A 22,641-nucleotide genomic window follows, 5' to 3' on the forward strand; every position below is an offset into this window, starting at 1 on the left:
GATGCTCTGTCCCGAGGGACTCCCGGTGATGAAACACGGGAGTCTTTGACGCAAGCCTGCTCGCGAAGCAGGGACCCGCCACGCCATCACGCGCGGCCGAACAGCCCCTTCAACCACCCCATGAAACCTTTCTGCCTGGACACGACGGCCGCATCCGGCGCGGCCTCCGGAACGACCGGCGCGGACACCGCGGCCTTGCGTCCCGGGGGCGCGCCCCCCGGCGTCACCACCGGAGGCACCGGAGCCGAAGCGGCCTCCTCCTGCGCCAGCCGCGCCTTCACCGCCTCCGGCGTGTCGCGAGTGGTGAACGTGCTCACCACCTCGCGCCCCGTGGTGCCCTCCCGGGCCGTCACCTTCAGCAGCGACTCGTTGTTCACCTCGAAGGTCACCGTCACCTGCACCGCGCCGCGAGGCTTCTTCGGCAGGCCCGCGAGCCGCAGCGTGCCCAGGTACTCGTTGTCCTGCGCGCGCTCGGAGTCGCCCTGGAAGACGGTGAGCTCCAGCTCCGTCTGCCCGTCCCGATGCGTGGAGAGCGTGTAGCTCTTCGCGGCCGGCAGCGACACGTTGCGCTCCAGGACCGGCTTGAAGCGCCCACCCGGCAGCGCCACGCCAATGGCCATGGGCAGCACGTCGATGAGCACCACGCCTTCCACCTGCCCCAGGCTGTGCGCCAGCAGCGCCGCGCCGAGCGCCACGGCCTCGTCCGGGTGCACGCCCTTGCTGGGCGGCCGCCCGAAGAACTTCGTGATCTTCTCGTGCACCAGCGGGAAGCGGCTCTGCCCGCCGACGAGGATCACCTCGTCGATGTCCTGCGGCTTCAGCCCCTTGGCTTGCAGCACCTCGTCGCAGACCTGGACCGTGCGGTCCACCAGGCCCTCCGTCAGCGCGATCAACTTCTGCCGCGTGAGCGTGACGTCCAGGTCATACGGCTTGTTGTCGATCATCGTGATGAAGGCCACGTGCACCCGCATCTCCGAGCGCTCGGACAGGGCGCACTTGGCCCGCTCCGCCGCGTCGTTGATGCGCTGCAGGGCCACCCGGTCCCCCTGGAAGGCGCGGCCCGTCTGCCGCTGGAACTCCTCCAGGAGGTACTCCACGATGGCGTTGTCGAAGTCGATGCCGCCCAGGAACGTGTCGCCGCCGGTGGAGATGACCTCGTAGACCGTGTCGTGCAGCTCCAGCACCGACGCGTCGAACGTGCCACCGCCCAGGTCGTACACCAGCACGCGCTGGTTGAGCTTCTTGCCGTAGCCGTACGCCAGCGCCGCCGCCGTGGGCTCGTTGAGGATGCGCTCCACGTACAGGCCCGCGAGCTTGCCCGCCTCGCGCACCGCGTGCCGCTGGTTGTCGTTGTAGTAGGCGGGCACCGTGATGACCGCCCGGGAGATGGGCTGGCCCAGCTGGTTCTGCGCCACCTCGCGCACCTCGCGGAGGATCAGCGCGGAGATCTGCTGGAGCGAATAGATGCGGTCACCCAGGCGCACCGCCGCTTCACCGTTCTGGCCCGCGGCGATCTCGTAGTGGAAGCGGCCCTTGATCTGCCCCACGATGGGTGACGCGTAGGGCCGGCCCACCAGCCGCTTGGCGCCATACACCGTCTGGCGCGGGTTGGTGAGCATCTGCCCCTTCGCGGGGTGGCCCACCACCAGCTTGCCGCGCTGGTTGAACGCGAGGATGGAGGGCACCGTGTTGTGGCCCTCGCGGCTGTGCAGCACCCCGGGCTTGTTGTTCCGCACGAACGCGGCGCACGAGTTCGTCGTCCCCAGGTCGATGCCGATGACAGGCCCCGTCCGGGGCGGCTCCTCCGTGCCCAGCTCCAGCGCGGCGTCCGTCACCATCTCCAGGGCGGGGGCGGGCGGAGCGGCCGGCGCCTCCGCCCGGGGCGTGGCGCCCGGCTCCGCGACCGCGGCCGGGGGCAGGGAAGGGGCGGCGGCAGCGGCGGGGACCGTGAAATCCGCCGGGCCCACGCCGTGGGGCAGGGGCGGCACGTCAGACTGGGCGTGCGGCAGGATGGCCACCGCCGCGTCCAGGAACCGGCGCGTCGCCGGGTCCGCCTCCCCGAACTTCAGGCCCATGCCGGAGATGCCCTGGCCCTGCTGCCCGGTGACGAAGTGGACGATCGCCGCCGTGTAGAGCAGCCGGTCGCCGCTCGCCAGGCGGAGGTCCAGGGTGACAGCCGTGCCAGGGGGGCGCACGGCCTTGGCGCGCAAATAGATGCCGCCCCGGGTGATGTTGCCCCCGTATTTCGCGAGGAACTCCTCGGGGGTGGCGAACGGAAGCTTCACCACCAGCCCGACCGCCCCCGCTTGATTCAAATCCGCCAAGGCCCCGTCCCAGTCCCAAGGGGTGAGTGTGGGACGCCGAGTATCACCCGAAGTGCCAGGGAACGGGCGGCAAAAAACCTTCTTCCATTGCGCGGCAGCCGCGCAAACCGTATGGACACGCACCCGCCGGGCGCTGGTGCCCCGCGGGGCCTCCGGGAGCCCCCATGTTGAACCCCGATATCCGGCTGGCCCTCACCTTCGACGACGTGCTCCTGCTGCCGGGTGAGAGCGCCGTCACCCCGCGTGATGCCGACCTCACCACCCGCCTGACCCGCAACATCCGCCTGAACGTGCCCCTGCTGTCCGCCGCCATGGACACCGTGACGGAGGCGCGCACCGCCATCGCCATGGCGCAGGAAGGCGGCATCGGCGTCATCCACAAGAACATGACGCCCGAGCAGCAGGCCCTGGAGGTCCTCAAGGTCAAGAAGTTCGAGAGCGGCATGGTGGTGGACCCCATCACCATCGACCCGAAGGCGCCGCTCTCCCGCGCGCTGGAGGTGATGAAGCAGCACGGCGTCTCCGGCGTGCCCGTGGTGCAGGGCAAGCGCCTGGTGGGCATCCTCACCAGCCGCGACGTGCGCTTCGAGAAGAACTTCTCCCAGAAGGTCGAGGACGTGATGACGACGAAGCTCGTCACCGGCCGCGAGGGCATCACCCAGGACGACGCCCAGAAGCTCCTGCACGAGCACCGCATCGAGAAGCTCCTCGTCGTCAACGAGGCCTACGAGCTCAAGGGCCTCATCACCATCAAGGACATCGAGAAGCGCCGCACCCACCCGTACGCCGCCAAGGACGCGAAGGGCCGCCTGCTCTGCGCCGCCGCCGTGGGCGTGTCCGCGGACCGCGAGGCCCGCATCGACGCGCTGGTGAAGGCCGGCGTGGACGTCATCGTGGTGGACACCGCGCACGGCCACTCGAAGGGCGTCATCGAGGGCGTGCGCGACACGCGCAAGAACTTCAAGGGCTTCGAGCTCATCGCCGGCAACGTCGCCACCGCAGAGGGCACGCGCGCCCTGATTGAAGCGGGCGTGGACGCGGTGAAGGTGGGCATTGGCCCGGGCTCCATCTGCACCACCCGCGTGGTGGCCGGCGTGGGCGTGCCCCAGGTGACGGCGGTGGATGACTGCTCCCGCGAGGCGGACAAGCACGGCATCCCCATCATCTCCGACGGCGGCATCAAGTACTCGGGCGACATCGTGAAGGCGCTCGCCGCGGGCGCCAGCTCCGTGATGATCGGCTCGCTGTTCGCCGGCACGGAAGAAGCGCCCGGCGACGTCATCCTGTACCAGGGCCGCAGCTACAAGAGCTACCGCGGCATGGGCAGCCTGGGCGCCATGAAGCAGGGCGCCAAGGACCGCTACTTCCAGTCCGACGTGGAGGCCGTGAAGCTGGTGCCGGAGGGCATCGAGGGCCGCGTCCCGTACAAGGGCACGCTCTCCATGAACGTGCACCAGATGCTGGGCGGCATCCGCAGCGGCATGGGCTACGTGGGGTGCGCCACCATCGAGGAGCTGCGCACGAAGGCCAACTTCGTCCGCATCACGTCCGCCGGGCTCAAGGAGAGCCACGTGCACGACGTCATCATCACCGAGGAAGCGCCCAACTACCGGATGGAGTAGGGCCGCCGGCTCGCCCCGGGCCTCTCCCTCGAGGGGGGCCTCGGGGCGGTGCGACTCCCCCGGTCAGCCGAGCCGGGGGAGGGAAGCCAGGGCTACTTGCCGCGGCGCTTGCCGCCGGTGCTGCCGCTGGACGAGTCCTCGGCGGGAGCAGCGGTGGTGGACACGCGCTTCTCCGCCGCGTTCACGCGCTGGAGGAGCGACTCGCGGTCGTCCGGATCCAGCGTCTCGATGGCCTTCTTCAGGGTGCTGAAGTCCAGGCGGGCCACCGTGACGGTGTTGCCGCCCTTGATCTCCTGCACCGTGGGCACCTCCACCAGCTCGCGCAGGTAGGTCTCGAACTCCACCCGGATGTCCGCGGTCTGCTGGATGCAGGTGTCCTTGGCGTTGACCAGGTTCTGGCTGCCCTCGCGGTAGCTCAGGTCCGGGTTGCGGGCCATGGCCTCCTCGAAGGTGTGGGTCCGGTCCTTCAGGGACGAGTACAGGTTGACGTAGTCCACCAGCCGGTCGGACTCCGGGCGGTTCACGTCGCGCGCCTTGTTGAGGGGCGCGGAGGTGTCGTCGCAGGTGAGCTTGGACAGCGCGTCGACCCCGGGGGCGTCCTTCACCGCGACGCTGCGGGTGTCACGCTCCAGACGCTCGTCGGAGGTGATCTCCTTCACGCACCCCGCGGAGGACAGGAGGAGCATGGCTGCTGCAGTGGAAGCGGACAGGCGGCGCACGAACAATTGACGGCCTTTCAGCGTTGATTTCCCGAAGTTTGTAGCGATAAGGGCCCCCACCCGTCAACGACGCCCCCTGGGAGAATCGCCGGTGGACCTGCACTCCGAGAAGATCCTGATCCTTGATTTCGGGAGCCAGTACACCCAGCTCATCGCCCGCCGGGTGCGCGAGCTGGGCGTGTACTGCGAGATCCATCGCCCGGACCTCCCCGCCGCCGACATCCGGCAGTTCGCCCCGAAGGGCATCATCCTCTCCGGCGGGCCGGCGTCCGTGGAGGCGCCCGGCTCCCCGCGCTGCGACCCCTACGTCTTCGAAGCAGGCGTCCCCGTGCTGGGCATCTGCTACGGCCTCCAACTGATCTCCAAGCTCCTGGGCGGCCGCATCGACCGGAGCGCCCACCGCGAGTTCGGCAGCGCGGCGGTGGAGGTGCTCTCCGCGCGGGGCCCCTTCGCGGAGTTCCGCCCGGGCGACCAGGTGCAGGTGTGGATGAGCCACGGCGACCGGGTGGACATGCTCCCGCCGGGCTTCGAGGCCATTGGCCGCAGCGGCAACTCGCCCTTCGCGGCGGCGGCCCACGCGACGAACCCCTGGTACGGCTTCCAGTTCCACCCGGAGGTGGTCCACACGCCGCAGGGCAAGGCCATGCTGCGCGCCTTCCTCTTCAACGACTGCAAGGTCACCGGGTCGTGGACGATGAAGGGCTTCATCGACGAGGCCGTGGAGAGCATCCGCAAGCAGGTGGGCGACGAGGGCCGCGTCATCTGCGGCCTCTCCGGCGGCGTGGACAGCTCCGTGGCGGCGCTCTTGCTGCACCGGGCCATCGGGCCGCGGCTCCAGTGCATCTTCGTGGACAATGGCGTGCTGCGTCAGAACGAGCGGGCGCAGGTGGAGGCGCTCTTCGTGGACCGCTTCCACGTGCCGCTGAAGACGGTGGATGCGCGGGAGCGCTTCCTGTCGAAGCTGGCCGGCGTGACGGATCCGGAGCAGAAGCGGAAGATCATCGGCCGGGAGTTCATCGCCGTGTTCGAGGAGGCCTCGCGCGACGTGCAGGACGCGGGCTTCCTGGCGCAGGGCACGCTGTACCCGGACGTCATCGAGTCCGTGTCGTGGAAGGGCCCGTCCGTCACCATCAAGAGCCACCACAACGTGGGCGGCCTGCCGGAGCAGATGAAGCTCAAGCTGGTGGAGCCCCTGCGCGAGCTCTTCAAGGACGAGGTCCGCGCCCTGGGCCGCGAGCTGGGCCTGCCGGACGAGATGGTCTCCCGCCAGCCCTTCCCGGGCCCGGGCCTGGCCATCCGCGTGCTGGGCGAGGTGACGGAGAAGCGCCTGGACCTGGTGCGCCGCGCGGACGCCATCGTGCAGGAGGAGATCCACAAGGCCGGCATGTACAAGGAGGTCTGGCAGGCCTTCGCCGTCCTGCTGCCGGTGCAGAGCGTGGGCGTGATGGGCGACGAGCGCACCTACGAGTCCACCTGCGTGCTGCGCGCCGTCACCAGCGTGGACGGCATGACGGCGGACTGGGCGCGCCTGCCGTTCCCGCTGCTGGAGAAGATCTCCTCGCGCATCACCAACGAGGTCCGCGGCATCAACCGCGTCGTCTACGACATCTCCTCCAAGCCGCCCGCCACCATCGAGTGGGAGTGACGCCGTAGCGCCTCAAGTCACCGCGCGCCGGATGGACTCCTCCACCGGCGACGTATCCTCTGGGAGCCGGGCCAGGCTCAGCGGCTCCCGGGGCAGGAGCGGAGGCTGCGCCATGAAGCGCGGCCGCGTCCCCCGGTGGGCCTGCGCCGAGTGCACGAGGAAGGGGTGGCACAGGTAGACGGTGCCCGCCTCGCCCATGGCCAGGACCTCCCGCCGGTAGGCGGACTCCTCGAAGCCGTTCGCCGCCAGTTGGCGCAGCGTGAGGCCCGCTTCACCGGCGGGCCCCAGCAGCCGCGCGACGTCCTGGTGCGAGCCCACGCGGATGCGGGTGGGCGCGTCGTCCTCGCCCACGTCGGAGAAGAGGAAGAGCATGAGCAGCGCCCGGCCCTTCGAGGCGACGTTGGCGCGCCACTCCATGAAGTCCGGCTTGTCGAAATCGAACCCCATGTCGATGTGCCATCCCGTGTCGCCTGGATCCTCCCGGGAAGGGAAGCGCACGGGGAACGTGCCCATGGCCTTCAGCGGCAGCCACCGCCCGGCGCCCACGAGCGCGTCGCAGGCCGCATGCAGCACGGGCGTGTTCGCGGCGTCCACGAAGGGCCGCTGGGTGTACATGCCCAGGCGGATGACGGGCCGGGCCCAGGTGGAGGGCCGGTCCGGATCACACCCGGTGTCCCGCCAGAGGACGGCCCGCGCCTCGTCCGCGAGCTCCCGGGGGAAGGCCCCGTCGATGCGCAGGAACCCGTCCCGCATGAACTGCTCCGCACGCGCGTCGTCCATGGATGCTCCCGTCCCCGGCATCACCGCAGGTAGCCGCTCTCCCTGACGAAGCTCTTCACCGCGGCGGTGTCCGCGTAGTCCAGTTCAATCATCCGCTGGAGCGCCGCCTGCTTGTCCGGGGCCTTCGCATGGTAGGCGCGGGCGATGGCGTAGCCCACGTAATAGCCCAGGTCCGCCACGCCGTCCGCGTTGCCCGGGCCTGACCAGAGCCAGGGTTCGAAGGTCGTCGCGTCCTGGGCCTCCCGGAAGCGCTCGCGCAGCTCCGCGTCGTGCTGAGGGCCATAGGTGACGTAGGCCAGCGCGGGCAGCCGGCCGGTGACCTGCTCGGCCACGAAGTCCGCCACGCCCTCGTAGACGACCCAGTCCACCAGCACGTCCGAGGGGACCTTCTGGCGCGTGTGCACGGCCTCGTGGGCGATGAGCAGGTCCAGGCCTTCATGGGGCCGGCTCTGGAAGTAGGTGCCCAGCGCCTCGCGCAGCTTGGGCGGGAGCTCGGAGACGTCCACCCGGGCGTCGCCGGTGGCCAGCTCCGCGCCCAGGAGCACCCGGCCGTCCAGCGCGGTGCCACTCGAGCGGAGCGCGCCCACGGTGAAGTACACCTCCGCGGTGCCAAGCCGGGGGTAGAGGGCGCGGAAGCGCTCCAGCACGGGGGCCACGCGGGCCGCGTCTTCCCTGGCGAGCGCCGTCAGGGGACGCACGGACTCCCAGAACCGGGGGTGGTCACGGATGGCGTCCACGTAGCCCTGCGCCGTGTAGCGCTTCGCGCGCATGAAGCTGTGCAGCCCCGGCGAGCCCCGATCCACGTAGAGCGCCTGGAAGCGGGCGAGCTGTTCGGCCGGCGCGGTCGTGCTCCGGACGGCGTCGTAGGCCTCCCAGAAGTGATCCACGTCCACGGTGGAGACCACGTCCTGGACGGGGGCGGGGGGCGCCTCCGGAGGGCGCCTCGCGGCGCAGGCGGTCAGCCCGAGCGCGGCGGTGGTCGTCACGGCGAACAGGGCAGGGTGGAGGCGCAATGGGGGGTCCGGGCAAGGGGGTGCGGATGAACGAAGAGGCTGCCCGGTGTGAACCGGACAGCCTCTCGGGTGCTTCAAGAAGCCGGTGGGAAGACTACCCCGCCGGGCTCGCCTTCACCGGCGCCACCTTGGTGCTCCCGGGGCGCAGCTCCTCCAGGACGCGGTTGGCGCCGTACACCTTCTGGAGCGCCTCGATGATGGCGTCCGAGTGCACGGCCACCGTGCGGTTCACGGACTCGTCGAAGCCGTACTCACCGCCCAGCGACTGGATGTTGCCGTCGAACACCAGGCCGACGATCTCGTGGTTCTTGTTCACCACGGGCGAGCCGGAGTTGCCGCCGATGATGTCGTTGTTGGTGACGAAGTTCATCGGCGTGCTGCCGTCGATGATCTTCTCCGACTTCACCCACGACTTGGGCAGGGCGAACGGATCCTGGCCCGTGGCGTGCTCGAAGGTGCCGGACATCTGGGTGATGGGGGCGACCTGCTGGCCGTCCTCCGTGTAGCCCTTCACGGAACCGAAGGACACGCGCGGGGAGAACGTCGCGTCCGGGTACTGGCTGGTGCCGTAGATCTCGAACTTCGCCTTGGCGACCAGCTCGCTGTTCTTCCGGATGACGGACTCCACGTCATCCTCGTACTTCTTGCGGATGGCGCGCGCGTCCGGGTCCACCAGCGCGGCCAGCTGGATCATCGGGTCCTTGGACGCATCCACGGCCTTCTTGCCGCCGTCGAAGAGCGCCTGGCGCGTCTTCACGTCCGCCAGCTTGCTGCCCTTCACCACGCGGGTGGCCAGCTGCTCGGGGGACTCCTTGCCCAGCACCTTCTTCACGAACGGGTGCTTCGCGCCCAGCTCCTCGCGCAGCTTGGTGAGGCCGAACGTCAGGCGGGCGATCTCCAGCTCCGGATAGATGGGCGCGGGGCTGAAGAGCTGCGCCTTGAGCGCGGGCTGGTTCGCGTCGTTGAACTCGCGCAGGCGCTGGCCGTTGTCCTTGGGCAGCTCCTCGCCGGCGCGCACCAGCGTCTTGGCGATGTTGAACAGGGTGGAGGAGAAGCCCGAGCCCTGCTCCATGAAGTTCAGGTCCTTGCGGATCGTCTTGAGCTGCTCCTCCGCCTTGGCGATCTCATCCCACGCGCCGGCGTACTTCTTCTTCAGCTCGGGGTTCGCGTCGACCTTCTTGCGCAGCTCCTGCTCCGCGGCGACCTTGGAGGCGAAGAACTTCTTGTCGACCAGCGCCTCCTCGCGGCCCTTGGAGGCCTTGAGGGCGTTCTCCACGCCGAACAGCAGGTTGCTGGAGATGCGCTTCTGCTCGGGGCCGCGCTTCTGGAACTCGGTGATCATGCCGCGCAGCTCGGACAGCTGCATGAGCGTCTTGGGCATGGACACGTCGCGGATGTACTCCAGCTCCGCGATGGTCAGCGCGCGCGAGGTGCGGCCCGGGTTGCCGGCCACGAACGTGAGCTCGCCGTCCTTCGCGCCGTGCTCGGACCACTTGAAGTAGTCCGGCGTCTTCACCGGCTGCTTGTCCTGATAGATGCGCACGAAGGACACATCCAGGTCGTAGCGGGGGAACTCGAAGTTGTCCGGGTCACCGCCGAAGAAGGCGATGGCGTGCTCCGGCGCGAACACCAGGCGCACGTCCTGATACCGGCGGTACTTGTAGAGGTTGTACTTGCCGCCCTGGTACAGCGTGACGACGTCGCAGCGCACCTTGTCGTCGCCGTTGGCGCAGGCCTTCTCCACCTTGGCCATCTCCGCCTTCAGCGTGTCCGAGTACTGCTTGCCGGTCAGCGACTGGGTGGCCTTGTTGAGCTGCTCCGTGACGTCGGTGATCTCGACGAGCTGGTTCACCTCCATCGCCGGGCACTGCTTCTCCTCGGCCTGGGTCTTCGCGTAGAAGCCGTTGGCCAGGTAGTCCTGCTTCGCGCTGGAGAGCTGCTCGATGCAGCCGCGCGCGCAGTGGTGGTTCGTCATCACCAGACCATCCGGCGACACGAAGCTGGCCGAGCAGCCGCCGGCCAGACGCACCGCGCCCAGGCGCAGCTTCTCCAGCCACTGCTGGTTCGGCTCGAAGCCGTACTTCTCCTTCACCTTGGCGGCGGGGAAGTTGTTGTACGTCCACATGCCTTCATCGGCGAGCGCCGGAGCGGCACCCACGAGGGCGGCGATGACGACCAATCGCTTCATGAGTGAAATCCTTTCGGGGCCGCGGGACGGAGGGCCCGCGGGGACGGGGCGTTTGTGAGGGATGGCCCAGCGTCGGTCAAGCTGGGAAAACGCCTCCGCCGGAAGCACAACGCCCGGGCGCCCGAACGATTCCTGGGAGGCCCACCAGGCAGGCGCTTTTTCCCATCCGCAGCGTCCCGACGCAGCGCGTCCGGGTCGGCTCAGGCCGCCCGTGCGCGCGCCCACGCGCCGGGGGTGGTGCCGAGCACGGCCCGGAAGTCCGCGATGTCGTGCCCTTCCGGGCGCCCTCTACGAGCCTCGCCGCAAACTAGAAGAGGCTGCGAGCGGGCACGGAGCTGTAGCGGGTCGGACCACCGAGGCCGAGCTGGCCATCGGTGTTGTTGCCCCAGGACCAGAGCGTTCCGTCGTTGCCCAGCGCCAGGGAGAAGGACTCGAACTGACGGCCGGACAGGCCCGAGGCCACGCTCTGAATCCCACTCAGGTTGGGGACCTGGACGGGAACGGCACTGGAGACGAGGGTGCCGGTTCCCAATTCGCCCTCGGAGTTCGAGCCCCAGGTCCACACGGTGCCGTCGGAGCGCACCGCCATGGAATAACCGCTTCCCGCGGACATCCTCACGACGCCACTCAACCCAGTCACCTGCACCGGGAGCGGTGACGACAGCGGGCTGCCGGTTCCCAGCTCTCCAGAACCATTGGAGCCCCACGCCCAAAGCGTGCCATCCCCGCGCACGGCGAGCACGTGGCTCTCTCCCGCATCCAGGGAGACGACATTGCTCAATCCCGGTACCTGGATGGGGCTGTTGCGCTGCCCCACCGTGGTGCCATCGCCCAATTGTCCAACCAGGTTGCTGCCCCAGGCCCAGACGCTCCCGTCATCGTGCAAGGCAAGAGAGAAGTCGGCGCCAGCGGCGATGGCCCCGATGCCGCTCAAGCCCGGCACCTGGACGGGAAGGGGCTGCACCCAGGCCGTGGACCCGTTCCCCAGTTGACCCCACACGTTGAAGCCCCAGGCCCAGACGGTCCCATCGTAGCGCAGCGCCAGTGAGTGATTTTCGCCCGCTGCCACCGCGACAATCCCATCCAGCCCCGGAACCTGCGCGAGTCCCGAGTACGCATTCGTCGTGCCCAGGCCCAGCTGCCCATACGCGTTGTCTCCCCAGCTCCAGACGGTCCCATCGTTGAGCATGGCCAGGGAATGGTATCCGCCCGCGGAGATCGCGCCGACATCGTTCAATCCCTCGATCCGGGTCAGAGCCGAGCGCGGAGCGGGGCCTGACAGTCCGAGTTGGCCCACGCTGTTGTCGCCCATGGCCCAGACGGTGCCATCGATGCGCTGCGCGAGGATGTGGTTTCCACCCGCCACCACCGCCGTCACGGAATCCATCCCCGGCACCTGTCCCGGAGTGGTCCGTGCGCTCGTGGTTCCATCGCCGCGCTGGCCATCTCGGTTTTCGCCCCAGCTCCAGACCGAGCCATCCGAGCGCATCGCCAGGACGTGGTCGTCGCCCACGCTCACGGAAACGAAGCCACCCGGGGGGCCGGACACGGGCTGGGGCACCGTGACTCCCCGCCGGTTCCCCGTTCCCAGCTGACCACTGGTGTTGCGTCCCCAGGCCCAGAGGCTGCCGTCCGAACGCAACACCATCGCAGAGTCTCCACCCGCGGCCACTGCGACGGCCGCGGTCAAGCCCGCGACCTTCACGGGTGACTTTTCGAGCACCGAGCTCCAACTCCCATCGGCACCCTGCTGAATCAACCTTGAGCCCCAGGACCAGACGGTGCCGTCCGAGCGAGCCACCACGGAGCTGGAGGAGCCCGCGGCCAAGGCCGCGACATCCGTCATTCCAGCAACGGGCTGCGGCGTGAGCCGGCGGGTGGTGGTGCCATCCCCCAGCTGCCCGGAGTTGTTGCGTCCCCAGGCCCAGAGCGTCCTGTCCGAGCGCAGGACCAGGACATGGCCAAGACCTACGGCGACAGAAGTGACTCCGTTCACGCCAGGGACGAGGCCGGGCAACGAGCGGGAGATCGTCGAGCCGTCACCGAGCTGTCCCTGGGAATTGCTGCCCCAGGCCCACACCGTGCCATCAGCGCGTAGCGCCACGGAGGTTGCACCGCGTGCCGCGACGGCCGTGACTCCCGTCAGGCCAGGGACCTGCACCGGCGTGGTTCGGCGAAACGTCGTGCCGTCGCCAAGCTCGCCAGCGTCGTTGCGGCCCCATGCCCACACCGTGCCGTCAGCACGCAGGGCCAGGGAATGATTGGAGCCCGCGGCCACGGACATGACCCCACTCAGACCTGACACCTGGACCGGCGTGGTGCTTTTGAGCGTCGTGCCGTTTCCCAGCTGACCGTCGCTGTTGGAGCCCGAGGCCCAGACCGTCCCATCGGGACGCGCGACCAACGAGTGAAAAATGCCCGCCGCGATGCACCCCATGTCGGGGCAGGGACGCGGACGGTTGAGGAAGGCTTCGAGCACGGCCGCGCGATGGGGCAGGAAGACGTTCACCACCGCCGGGGACAGCAGGAAGCGCGGGCCCTCCGGCCCCGCCTCCGTGGTCTCGCTGGTGTGGGTGAACCCCAGCGACCGGGGCCACGTCTGGAACAGGCCCACGTTGGCGCCGTTGCTCAGGTCGTGGCAGCCCGCGCACGACAGCGCCTTCGCGCGCTGGATGATGTGGTCCGGCGTCAGCGGGCTGTTGATGCGCGTGAGCTCCGCCTGGAGCGCCGTCCGGAGCGTGCCTCCGCTGCCAAACTGGACGGTGTAGTTGTTCTCCGAGCCCTGCGACTGGCTCTGGCCCCCGTTGAAGCGGTCCGGCACCTCGTAGTTGAAGAGGTTGAGGTCCGCCACCGCCAGCGCCGCCACCTGGCTGGGGAGGAAGGCACGGAAGTCCGCCGCCAGCGGGTGCGTCGACGTGGGGCTGAACAGCCCTCCAAAGGGGTTCACCTTGTCCGTCACGACCACGGCCTTGAGCGAGGTGCAGCCAGTGCCGCCGCAGGTCTTCTGGAGCTTGAACTCGCGCAGCATCCAGTTGGACTGCATGAACATGTTGGTGCGGATCTGCCCCGTGCCCCGGCCAGCCTCCGCACCGTAGTTGTCGATGTGCACCACGGGCCGGAAGCCGGGCAGGCCCTGGAAGTAGAACTGCCGGAGCGCGGCGGCGCGGGAGGCGAGGTCGCTGTTGGCCGACAGGTCCTTCCAGAACCGCGCGACGGCCAGGCAGCCCTCCAGCCCCTTCGCGGGGGTGGGGTTGGGCAGCGAGGCCTCGAAGATGATGAAGTTGCGGTTCGTCGCGCTGCTCGCACCGGAGCGCTTCGCGAAGACGATGCGGTACTCGCCACAGTCCGCGCCGTTCACCGGAGCCAGGTCGAACCGGTTGAAGAGCCCCACCGCCATGTACGCGTTGCTCGAGTTCGGGTCCGTGAACGGATCCGCCTGGACCTGGGAACCCTCGGCAGGGCGGCAGAGGTAGGGATGACCGTTGAAGATGGGATTGCCGCCGCCATCCACCTGGTCATTGCAGTGTCCCCCCAAGCCGAGGCCGGGCTTGGGGTTCTGGGTGTCCCAGAGCTGGCGGAAGAGCTGCAAGCCGGTGAGGCCCGGCACGCCGCTCTGCGCGACGAGCTGATCCATCACCTGCTTCAGCGTGAAGGTGCTGACGATGGCCTGCTCCGTGACGGCCAGCGAACGGCGAGGATCCAGTGTCACTCCCGCCGAGGGGACCGCCCCCTGGGGGGATTGGAAGCTCAAGCCGATGCCACGCCGCTCCGAATGCAGCGATGGCGCCCCCTGCGTCACGAGTTCCTGGGACGCCACTTCGTCACCCTCACCCAAGAGTGGAGGGACAGCATCGGCGGGGGGAGGGGAACAGCCCCCGAACAAGGTCAGGGCACACACCAGGAACAACCGGATGGAGACAGTAGGAGTCATGGCAGGTTCAATCTCAAGCGGGAGGGCAAAGAGATAAACCCTGCTCATGAGCAACAAGCAAGACTCTCAGTGAAATATTGATTTAATAGAAATTAGCGTCTTGATGTATCATTCTCACGCAAGCGGGACACACGCATGGGATTGGGTCTGCCGCGCACCAGGCCCAACGCAGGTGGCCGGCATACCGGGGTCACCAGGCCCGAAGCAGCCCCACGGCGGCACCGCCCAGCACCAGCCAGGCCGAGTTGACCCGCCAGCGGAGCAGCAACACGGATCCGACCACGGCCAGGGCCACCGTCCAGCCATCCACCAGGGCCGCGCGTCCCAACTGCCAGGTCACCACGGACATGAGGGCCAGCGAGGCCGCGTTGACCCCGTCGAGCACCGCGCCCGCCGTCCGGGACCGGCGGATCCGGGGCACCAGCGGGCCGCTGAGCGCCACGAAGACGAAGGCGGGCAGGAAGATGCCCAGCGTGGCGAGTCCGGCGCCAGGCACGCCGCCCACCAGATAGCCGATGAACGTCGCCGTGGTGAAGACAGGGCCCGGCGTGAGCTGGCCCACGGCCACGGCATCCAGGAGCTGGGCCTCGGTGAGCCAGCCCCAGCGCTCGACGAGGTCCGCGCGGAGGAACGCCAGCAACACGTAGCCGCTGCCGAACAGCACGCTGCCGACCTTGAGGAAGAACAGGAAGAGGCCGCCGAGGCTGAACGGCGTGGCCGCCGTCGCGGTCGCGGCCGTGACGCCGTGGAGGGCGAACGGCGTCAGCAGGAGTGGCGAGCTCGAAGCGGGAGAGGACCGGACATGGCTCCAGGCCGCCAGGGCGCCACCGGCCACGGCCAGGATGAGCAGCTCGTTGGCGCCCAGGGCGCTCGCCACGGCCGAGCCGACGGCCACGACGACCCGGGGGGCTGTCGTCAGGGCCATCTTGCCAAGACCCCAGAGGGCCTGGAGGACCACGGCCAGGATGACGGGTTTGACGCCGTACAAGAGGGCGTCGGCTTGCGGCAGGGAACCAAAACGCACGTAGGCCCAGGCCGCCGCGAGCGTGAGGAGCATCGCCGGGACGATGAAGCACGCGCCGGCCACGAGCAGCCCGGGCCAGCCGGCGCGCCGGTGCCCCAGGTGGATGGCCAGTTCGGTGGAGTTTGGGCCCGGGATGAGGTGGGTGGCGCCCAGCAGGTCGAGGAACTCCTCACGGGGCAGCCACCGGCGCCGCCGCACGAGCTCGTCTTCCATCATCGCGATGTGCGCGGCAGGGCCGCCAAAGGCCGTCAGCCCCAGCCGGAGGAAGACCCGCGCGATCTCGCCGAGCGAGCCCCGGGCGACATCGCCGGAAGGTGTCGAATCCATGCGTCTTGGGAGCCTCGTTCGCGAATCAGAACCGATGGAATCGCGGCGATGGTGCCACGGCGCAGGGCAGGGGATGGGACATAAGCGCGAGGGGCCGGGCTGTCTTCATTCTGAGTGCTCGTTTGGACTGTCAGGCCGCGACGTCAATCCAGAGCGCACTGCAGTCCTGCGAGGCGCGCAGTGTCAGGCCTCCCTGGTTCAGCTGCGCCCCCTCGCCCCTGGCGAGGACTTGCCGACCGATCTTCACGCCTCGCCCCTTGCCCGCTTCGTCGCCCGGGCAAGCGCCTCGACCAGGCGAGGTCCGGTCATGAAGCCGCTGGCGAGCACTTCGAGGCCGGCGCCGCCACGGAAGAGCACGGTCGGGAACGCGCTCACGCCCAGGGTCCTGACCTGCTGGAATTCGTTCGCCGTCGCCCGCTTCGCGTCCGCATGGCCGAACCGGACCAGGAACACCCTGAAGTCGAGGCCGTGCGCGGCGCAGAGGCTCTCGTAGAAGGACGCCACGGTCGGGTCCTCCGACTCGGCGTAGAACTTCCGCTGGATGGAGGCGAACACCTCGTACGCTCGCGTCTCCGGTCCCGGCGTCTGCTCGAGCATCCCGCGCATGACGAGGAACGCGCGGCACGCAGGCTCGGTGTCGTAGTTGAACGCCGCCCGGTCGAGGAACCGGGTGGAGAACGGCTGCCCGGTGCGCTCGGCGATCTCCTCCCAGTGGTGGCGCAGGAAGCCCTTGAACCGCTCGTTCCAGGGGTCCCCGCCTCCCGGACGGAGCCCACCCACCAGGATGCGGAAGGGGATGCCCCGACGGTTCGCCTCCGCCTCCAGTTGGCGGAGGCCGGGCGAGCCGCCCCAGCACCAGGAGCACATCGGGTCCCCCACATAGAGCACCTCATCCACGGGCCCTTCGGCGCTCGGCCCGGCGCGCTTCAGCGCCGCGTCGGGGAGCGCGCACGTCCCCGAATCGGGGTCACACAACGCCTGCGTCTCGGGGGGTGTCTCGTGCGGGTCTCTGGGGGTCGTCAAGGCCGTCTCCGGTTCGTTCGCGTTGCTGGGGGCTCCGCGCCACGCCCCGAGAGATAGCCCCAGCCCCCTGCGTTGACGACCTACCGCGGACGCGCACAGCATGTGCGTTCATGCACATCGCCTGGGACGACCTGCAGACGGTGGAGGCGCTGGTGCGCACGGGGAGCGTCGTAGGCGCGGCGCGCGAGCTCTCGCTGCGCCACTCGTCCATCTCGCGGCGGGTGGACGCTCTTGAGCGCGCGCTAGGGGCGCCGCTCTTCCTGCGTGGGGCGAGGCTGCGTCCGACGCCACTCGGCCTCGCCATTGCCGAGCGCGCGGGCCACATGCGGCCCCACGCCCTGGACGTGGGGGCACTCCTGGAGGAGCAGCGCCGGGCGCGCGCAGGCCGGCTCGTCATCACCACGAACGAAGTGCTGGCGTCACTGCTGTTCGGCGCGCTGCGCACGTGCGGCTTCACGCAGCGGGTCCAGGTGCGCATCTCCGAGAGCGAGCTGGCGCTGGAGCCTGGGGTGACGGACCTGGCCTTGAGGCCGAGTCACACGCCAGGCGGTGCGCTGCGGGGACAGCAACTGGGGAGGCTGCGGCTCGGAGTGTTCCGGGCGCGGGCCGCCAGGCAGGCCCCGTCGGCCTGGGTCCTGCCATCAGAGAACCTGCGCACCCGATCCTCCATGCGCTGGTGGAAGGCTGTCCCTGAGGACGCGGAGTCCCTCGTGGAGTGCGACACGCTGCTCGGCATCAGGGATGCCTGCGTCGCGGGCCTGGGCCGAAGCGTGCTCCCGGCGCTGCTCGCGGAAGGGGACCCGCGTCTGGTGCTGGAGGAGGAGCTCCCGGGAGGCCCACCGGTGTGGCTGCTGTCCGCCGCAACCCGGCGCGTGGACGCGGCCCTCAGGCGGGCCCGGGACTCACTCGCCGAAGCCCTCCGGCGCGCCGCGGGCGCCTGGGAGGCCTGAGCCTCAACCGGAAGCGCGGAAGACAGGGGGTTCCCGAGGATCGACCCACACCCCAGAGGCTTAGTTTACATAACGCTTCTTATCAGACGTAAAGGCCGGATTCCTGTGTGATTCCGGGCGGTTTACAGATCACCCCCGGTTACTTGACCCACCCCTCGCGGGGTCAAATTCCAACTCTGTAGGTGGTGAGTATTTCCCACTACTCCTCGGGTTGAATGTCGGCCGCTTTTTGCCGGCCGTTCGGGCGCTCGGCGCCCCTCGTTTCGCGCTGACCGTTGAGGGCTCGCGCGTCCCCCTTCCTGACTTTCGCGGCGTGCTGGAGCTGCCCAGCTCGCGCGCCGCTCGCCATGCCTCCCCGGTCGTCGCGCGGCCTGGGGAGCGCTCGCAGTCACTCGCCGCGCGGGAGCCCCACCTCATGGTCACGAAGAAGAAGCTGAAGCTGCGGAACCCACTCAAGGGGAAGCACAGCCCGTCGAAGTACGACGAAGCACTGAAGCACGTTGACCAGGCGCTGACGTTGATTCCGTCCGTCGTGGAGATCTCGGAAGCCTTCAAGGAGGACAACGAGCGGGAGCTGTCGGACGTCTACGCGGGAGTCCTCGCCTTGCTGGGGGACATTCGGAAGGCGCTCCCGAAGAACGCGCCGGGCCAGAACGAGCTGGACGCGGCGCTCCAGGCGCTCCCGACTCCCAGGGGCGTCATGGAGTCTTTCAAGCTCTACGCGGAGCAGGACGACGACGACACGACCGACTATCCGGCGGAGCTGCTGAGCGCGACGAACGGCGCGGCGATGGCGCTGGAGAGCCTGCGTGGAGCGCTCACGGATGAGGCCCGGCTCAAGGGGCTGAGCATCTGCATGGACTGCGGATATTTGGCGCTGAGCCCTGCGCTGGTGAGCGCCCACGGCATCACCAAGCGGCACAAGGTGACGAGCATTGAGGCGCTGCGCGAAACCGCACGGCGGCCCGCTGTGATGCCTGGCGTTCCGCTCAAGGGGGCTTCGCAGCTCGACAGGGCTAGCAAGGCTGCCGCGCTCGCGAAGGACTGCCTGGAGACGTATGCGGGGCGACTCGGGAGCGAGCTGCGCAACAGCGACACCGCGACCACTGCCTACCGGCTCGCGGACCAGCTCCGAGACGTTGAGCGCCAAATCATCCGCCTGGCGGGGGACGCTTCATGAGCGACCCCTCGAACTTCATCGTGATGGACCCGTACCAAAACCCGTGGCTCTGCCTGCGGTGCGGCGTGCAGTTCATATCCACGGACGCCGCTGAGGCGCACTACGCGGCGACGGGACACAACTCGTCGGGCAAGGCCCCTCCTCCGGTTCCTCAGTGCCCCGAATGCAGGTTGCAACAAACCGATGATGACCGGCTCGGGCCGCACGGAACGGGCTGCCGGATGGATCCGATGCAGCCCACGCTGTGGGTCTGCCCGCAGTGCGATTGGTCGCACCGTCCCGCAGCGGATGAGCACCCGGCGCTTGAGCGCGTCCGCCACGAGCAGCGCACGGGCCACGTCACGACCACGGTGCGGGCCCTGGTGGAGCGGTCGCACCCGCGCACGTCGTTCCCGCCCATCCCGACGGACGCTGCTGACCTGGCCGCGCACGCCGCGCAGGCGTTCTCGCACGCTCGCTCCTGCCTTGGTGACCTGGCGGTGCTGCTGGGGAGGGAGACGCCTCCCGAGCTGCCGGCGGGAACGGCGGTCCTCGTCCACGGATACCGCGTCATGGCGGAGGCGAACCGGAAGCGGACGCTCCGGCTTGCGCTCCAGTTGCTGGCGACCCGGACGAAGCAGCGAGAGCAGGAGCGCGCAGCGGCGGAGCTGGCGGAAGCGAAGGGCGAGGTGAAGCCTTGAGCCCCTCGAAGAGCCCCGACACCGTGGCGATGGCGGCGCAGCGCGTGAGCGATGCCATGCGCCACATCGAGGCAGCACAGAGACACATCGAGCTTGCCGGCGTTGCGCTGATGAACGTGACGCCGCTCGCGCCGAGGTGCGCGCGACTGCTCAAGCTGCGCGGGTGGCTCAACACCGAGTGGCATCGGCTGGAGCGCATCGAGAAGAGCCGGCGGTTCGACTTGGACGGCATTGTGAAGCACAACCTGGAGCTGGCGGCGAAGGTGAAGCCGTGAGCCCCCGCGCGAAGACGAAGCTGGGCGCGCACGACGGGCTCTGCATCGCGATGTGGAGGGCTGCGGCGGTCATCCGCTCCGAGGCCCGCCACGGACTCGTTGAAGAGCTGCTGGGCGACGATGACGTGGCCGTGGTGCGGCGGGAGCTGCATGCGCTGGCGGCTGTGCTGGATGCAGTCCAGCACTCCGGCAAGGGGTCCCTGTCGGAGGCGCTGGCGGCTGTGGCGCGCGATGCGCTCGACGAAGACGCGCGCTCTCTGCTGGGGCTGCTGTCGAAGGCATGCGAGGGAATCCATGCCTCGTGACCAGAAGCCCCGCACGGTGAAGGAACTGCTCGCGTCCGTGCTCCAGGACGTGACGCGCTCGAAAGCGGCGCTGCTGGATGCCTCCCATGCGCACGCGCTCGACGACGTGGAGGCCGAGTCGCTCCGGGCCTGGCTGCGGCGGAACATCAGCCGCGGCGAGCAACTGGCGCGGGCCCTGCGGCATCGGGCCGTGGGCGAGCGCATGGACGCGAGCCGCAGGCCTGTCTCCCAGGCGCGCAAGGCGGTGCAGCTCCCGCTGTTCGTGCTGCCTGAGTCCCCTACCCCAGATGACGACGTGCCGACGCTGGACGCGTCGGAGTTCGAAGAGGTGCCCGACGACGGGCCCGCCGTGCTGCTGCCCAGGCCGACGTGCCCGCAGGAGCGGATGCAGTGCGCGCAGCCGGAGCTGGGACCCAACGTGGTCCGGCTGCCGGTGCGCTTCCCCGTTCGTGAGGCCGCGTGCGCGGCTGGAGGTGCGCAGTGACGACGACGAGCAGTGACACGAGGTTTTCGGTCAACCGCGAGGTGAAGAGCCCACGCTTCAACGGCCGCGAGTGGGACCGGGTGAGGGCCGGCGCGGCGGTGCTCCCGCATCCTGAGCGGCGCTGGCAGCAGAACACGGAGCCGCTCACGTTCGTTCGGGCGGTGTCCGCCGATTGGGGCGAGTACCTGGAGAGGCGGCCGGCGGGTGAACCGGCGGAGCTGCCCAGCGTGACCGTGCAGCGGCTGCGGGAGCGCATCGCGGAGCTGGAGGGCCGCACCATGCGCGTGGCGTCCACGAAGAAGCGCGCCGTGGGGGGCCGGTGATGGAAACCGTCAAGCTGTCACCGAAGGTCGAAGCGCTGGCGGGCCAATACGGCAAGCTCCTTCAGGAGATCGTCGCAGCGCTCGACGTGGAGACATCCGCCTGCCAGGCCTTCCTGGCTGCGGTGGTCGCGCACGGTCCCACTGCCGACGTGACGAAGGACGCCCTGGTTGAGTGGTCCAGGGCAACGACGCGTCGCGAAGAGACGAGCGCGGACGCGGCGCGGGCCTCGGGCCGCGTGGCTGTCACGGTGGAGCTGGAGGCCATCCGGCAGGACTTCAGCGCAGGGTCGCTGGACGTGTCCCGCGTGGTGCGCAAGTACGTCCAGCGCCTGGGCGCCGTCGTCGATTCAGGTGACAGGCTGTTTGATGCGATCACCGCGTGGCTGTCCGCCGCCGACGTCTCGGGCGTTGCGACTCCGGCAGAGCTGGAGGCGCGTCACCAGCTCCTCGCCGCGATGGACGCGCGCAAGGCAACGCTGACGCGGGAAGCGCTCGCGGTGGTGGGCCTCCTGGCCGCGCTGAATGAGCTGCCGAAGGCGCTGCCAACGGAGCCCCGGCAATGAGCGGCGACCCGTCCATGATGCTGCCGGGGGCGCTGCCCACGGCCTGGGGGGGCCGCCCTGCTCAGACGATGGCGGAAGTCGAGTATCAGCGCGCCGTCGTCCACCACGCCGCGAAGCGCGAGCAGTTGTCCGAGCGGGTGGCGGAGAACGTCGTAGCGCGCAAGGCACTGATGGAAGCCGTTGCGGCAGTGGGCCCGCATCACTCGTGGGCCCACGACGCGCTGACGAAGCTGCGGGAGACGCGTGCGGCGGTGAACGCGGCGCATGCGGCGGTGGCGAAGGCGGACGTGCGCCTTTGCAAGGCGGCCGAAATGTGGGCCGGTGCCGCAGCGCTCACGGAGGCCACCCGGTGAGGGCCGCCCGAGTGCGACTGCTGGCCATCGGCCTGCCGGTGGTGCTGGTGGGGCCGGTGCTGGTGATCCGTGACGAGCTGCTGTCGGCCGTGATGCTGGTGGTGTGCAGCGCGGTCGGCCTGGTCCTGATGGAGGCCGGCGGCCGATGACCACCCGTCGTTGCGAAGGCACGCGCGGTGGGCGCCGCTGCAAGAGCTACGCGGTCAAACGCGTGGACGGCCACGGCTACTGCATCCGGTGCGCGGGGCGTGGAGCTGCGGAGCACCGCACGCTGACCCGGACCGAGCACGCGCGCGCGCAGCACCAGGCGCGGAAGGAGCGGGAGCGATGAGCCCGTGAGCTGGCGGAGGGACGGCGCGGCGGTTGACGCTCGCGCCTCCCTCCCCCAGCCCGCGCAATGCGCGCGCATTGCGCACGCTCGAGCTCCGGCGCATTGCGCGCGGTGGAGCTCCACCAGGCCCCCGTTGAAGCCCATGGGCTCCGGGACCTGGAGCCCCCCACGGTTCGGCAGGCACTGCGGCACGTCGCCAGGAGCGACCAACGGGAGCGATGCGGAGCACCAGGTGCCGGCCGGCGAGCGGCAGCGGCACGGAGCTGGACGCGGAGCTGCTGCGCGCGGTGTCGGGGGGCGGCGCCCGCCCCCCGCCTGCTGTGAGTCCGAATCCCACCACCCCCGCCCCCCCGGATGCCAACCGCCCAAGCGTGACGGCCTGGCGTCGGTGCCTCGTGGTGCGCGCGGAGCCCCGGGGGTGTCCCGGTGAGGCTCCGAAGCGCTGCGCGCGTCCAGGAGGCCCCAGCGGCGCCCCAGGTGGGCGTTGCGCTGGCCTCGCCGCTGCCCGGGGTCCAGGGGGCGGCGCCCCCGGCTTGTCGTAGTAACGATAAGTCGGACAAGCGCAGAGGGGCCGGGCCTGCGGAAGCCCCTCCCCCCCAGC

Annotated in this window: 21 protein-coding genes; 13 read left to right on the forward strand and 8 right to left on the reverse strand. The window is 69.6% G+C overall.

The annotated features are described in order from the left end of the window. Positions 1-86 precede the first annotated feature (86 nt). Positions 87-2,324, reverse strand: coding sequence for a TIGR02266 family protein (locus KYK13_RS20800; RefSeq protein ID WP_223631963.1), 2,238 nt, complete (start codon positions 2,322-2,324; stop codon positions 87-89). Positions 2,325-2,488: 164 nt separating this feature from the next. On the opposite strand from KYK13_RS20800, the gene guaB reads away from it, so the two are divergent. Further along, positions 2,489-3,946, forward strand: coding sequence for an IMP dehydrogenase (guaB, locus tag KYK13_RS20805; RefSeq protein WP_223631965.1), 1,458 nt, complete (start codon positions 2,489-2,491; stop codon positions 3,944-3,946). 92 nt (positions 3,947-4,038) lie between these two features. Here the strand turns inward: guaB and KYK13_RS20810 are convergent, their stop codons facing one another. Further along, positions 4,039-4,632 carry a hypothetical protein gene (locus KYK13_RS20810; RefSeq protein ID WP_223631968.1) on the reverse strand — a complete coding sequence of 198 codons (594 nt, stop codon included), beginning with the start codon at positions 4,630-4,632 and terminating at the stop codon, positions 4,039-4,041. Between the two features lie 124 nt (positions 4,633-4,756). On the opposite strand from KYK13_RS20810, the gene guaA reads away from it, so the two are divergent. Continuing rightward, positions 4,757-6,310 carry a glutamine-hydrolyzing GMP synthase gene (gene guaA / locus KYK13_RS20815; RefSeq protein WP_223631970.1) on the forward strand — a complete coding sequence of 518 codons (1,554 nt, stop codon included), beginning with the start codon at positions 4,757-4,759 and terminating at the stop codon, positions 6,308-6,310. 12 nt (positions 6,311-6,322) lie between these two features. Here the strand turns inward: guaA and KYK13_RS20820 are convergent, their stop codons facing one another. The 6 genes from KYK13_RS20820 to KYK13_RS20845 form a co-directional block, all read right to left on the reverse strand. Continuing rightward, positions 6,323-7,090, reverse strand: a complete 768-nt coding sequence (locus KYK13_RS20820) for a phytanoyl-CoA dioxygenase family protein (protein ID WP_223631972.1) — start codon at positions 7,088-7,090, stop codon at positions 6,323-6,325. A gap of 20 nt (positions 7,091-7,110) precedes the next feature. Next, positions 7,111-8,103, reverse strand: coding sequence for a DUF2268 domain-containing putative Zn-dependent protease (locus KYK13_RS20825; protein WP_223631974.1), 993 nt, complete (start codon positions 8,101-8,103; stop codon positions 7,111-7,113). A 94-nt stretch (positions 8,104-8,197) separates the two neighbouring features. Then, positions 8,198-10,291 carry a S46 family peptidase gene (locus tag KYK13_RS20830; RefSeq protein ID WP_223631976.1) on the reverse strand — a complete coding sequence of 698 codons (2,094 nt, stop codon included), beginning with the start codon at positions 10,289-10,291 and terminating at the stop codon, positions 8,198-8,200. Positions 10,292-10,598: 307 nt separating this feature from the next. Beyond that, positions 10,599-14,000, reverse strand: a complete 3,402-nt coding sequence (locus KYK13_RS20835; protein WP_223631978.1) for a hypothetical protein — start codon at positions 13,998-14,000, stop codon at positions 10,599-10,601. A 412-nt stretch (positions 14,001-14,412) separates the two neighbouring features. Continuing rightward, on the reverse strand, positions 14,413-15,573 hold the full coding sequence (gene chrA / locus KYK13_RS20840; RefSeq protein WP_223631980.1) for a chromate efflux transporter: 1,161 nt from the start codon (positions 15,571-15,573) through the stop codon (positions 14,413-14,415). Positions 15,574-15,816: 243 nt separating this feature from the next. Beyond that, the gene (locus KYK13_RS20845; RefSeq protein ID WP_223631982.1) at positions 15,817-16,596 is read right to left on the reverse strand and encodes a DsbA family protein; all 780 of its coding nucleotides are present in this window, start codon (positions 16,594-16,596) and stop codon (positions 15,817-15,819) included. A gap of 110 nt (positions 16,597-16,706) precedes the next feature. On the opposite strand from KYK13_RS20845, the gene KYK13_RS20850 reads away from it, so the two are divergent. The 11 genes from KYK13_RS20850 to KYK13_RS20900 all read left to right on the forward strand — a co-directional run bounded on the left by KYK13_RS20850 (position 16,707) and on the right by KYK13_RS20900 (position 22,040). Then, positions 16,707-17,546 carry a LysR family transcriptional regulator gene (locus KYK13_RS20850; RefSeq protein WP_223631984.1) on the forward strand — a complete coding sequence of 280 codons (840 nt, stop codon included), beginning with the start codon at positions 16,707-16,709 and terminating at the stop codon, positions 17,544-17,546. Between the two features lie 415 nt (positions 17,547-17,961). Beyond that, entirely contained in the window at positions 17,962-18,726 is a 765-nt protein-coding gene (locus KYK13_RS20855; RefSeq protein WP_223631986.1) for a hypothetical protein, read from the forward strand. Positions 18,727-18,947: 221 nt separating this feature from the next. Then, positions 18,948-19,406: a hypothetical protein gene (locus KYK13_RS20860; protein ID WP_223631988.1), complete on the forward strand. Its 459-nt coding sequence runs from the start codon at positions 18,948-18,950 to the stop codon at positions 19,404-19,406. Then, on the forward strand, positions 19,403-19,681 hold the full coding sequence (locus tag KYK13_RS20865) for a hypothetical protein (RefSeq protein WP_223631990.1): 279 nt from the start codon (positions 19,403-19,405) through the stop codon (positions 19,679-19,681). Before KYK13_RS20860 ends, KYK13_RS20865 begins: the two co-directional genes overlap by 4 nt. After that, positions 19,678-19,986, forward strand: coding sequence for a hypothetical protein (locus KYK13_RS20870; protein WP_223631992.1), 309 nt, complete (start codon positions 19,678-19,680; stop codon positions 19,984-19,986). The genes KYK13_RS20865 and KYK13_RS20870 overlap by 4 nt, the downstream gene beginning before the upstream one ends. Further along, the gene (locus KYK13_RS20875) at positions 19,976-20,470 is read left to right on the forward strand and encodes a hypothetical protein (RefSeq protein WP_223632001.1); all 495 of its coding nucleotides are present in this window, start codon (positions 19,976-19,978) and stop codon (positions 20,468-20,470) included. Before KYK13_RS20870 ends, KYK13_RS20875 begins: the two co-directional genes overlap by 11 nt. Further along, positions 20,467-20,793, forward strand: coding sequence for a hypothetical protein (locus tag KYK13_RS20880; RefSeq protein WP_223632004.1), 327 nt, complete (start codon positions 20,467-20,469; stop codon positions 20,791-20,793). The genes KYK13_RS20875 and KYK13_RS20880 overlap by 4 nt, the downstream gene beginning before the upstream one ends. Continuing rightward, positions 20,793-21,356: a hypothetical protein gene (locus KYK13_RS20885; protein WP_223632006.1), complete on the forward strand. Its 564-nt coding sequence runs from the start codon at positions 20,793-20,795 to the stop codon at positions 21,354-21,356. Before KYK13_RS20880 ends, KYK13_RS20885 begins: the two co-directional genes overlap by 1 nt. Beyond that, positions 21,353-21,709 (forward strand): hypothetical protein, encoded by a 357-nt coding sequence (locus KYK13_RS20890; RefSeq protein WP_223632008.1) that lies wholly within the window; start codon positions 21,353-21,355, stop codon positions 21,707-21,709. Before KYK13_RS20885 ends, KYK13_RS20890 begins: the two co-directional genes overlap by 4 nt. Further along, positions 21,706-21,858: a hypothetical protein gene (locus KYK13_RS20895; protein ID WP_223632013.1), complete on the forward strand. Its 153-nt coding sequence runs from the start codon at positions 21,706-21,708 to the stop codon at positions 21,856-21,858. Before KYK13_RS20890 ends, KYK13_RS20895 begins: the two co-directional genes overlap by 4 nt. Continuing rightward, positions 21,855-22,040 (forward strand): hypothetical protein, encoded by a 186-nt coding sequence (locus KYK13_RS20900; protein WP_223632015.1) that lies wholly within the window; start codon positions 21,855-21,857, stop codon positions 22,038-22,040. The genes KYK13_RS20895 and KYK13_RS20900 overlap by 4 nt, the downstream gene beginning before the upstream one ends. The last annotated feature ends 601 nt before the right edge of the window (positions 22,041-22,641 follow it).

It is taken from the genome of Corallococcus sp. EGB (assembly GCF_019968905.1).
GTDB lineage: Bacteria > Myxococcota > Myxococcia > Myxococcales > Myxococcaceae > Corallococcus.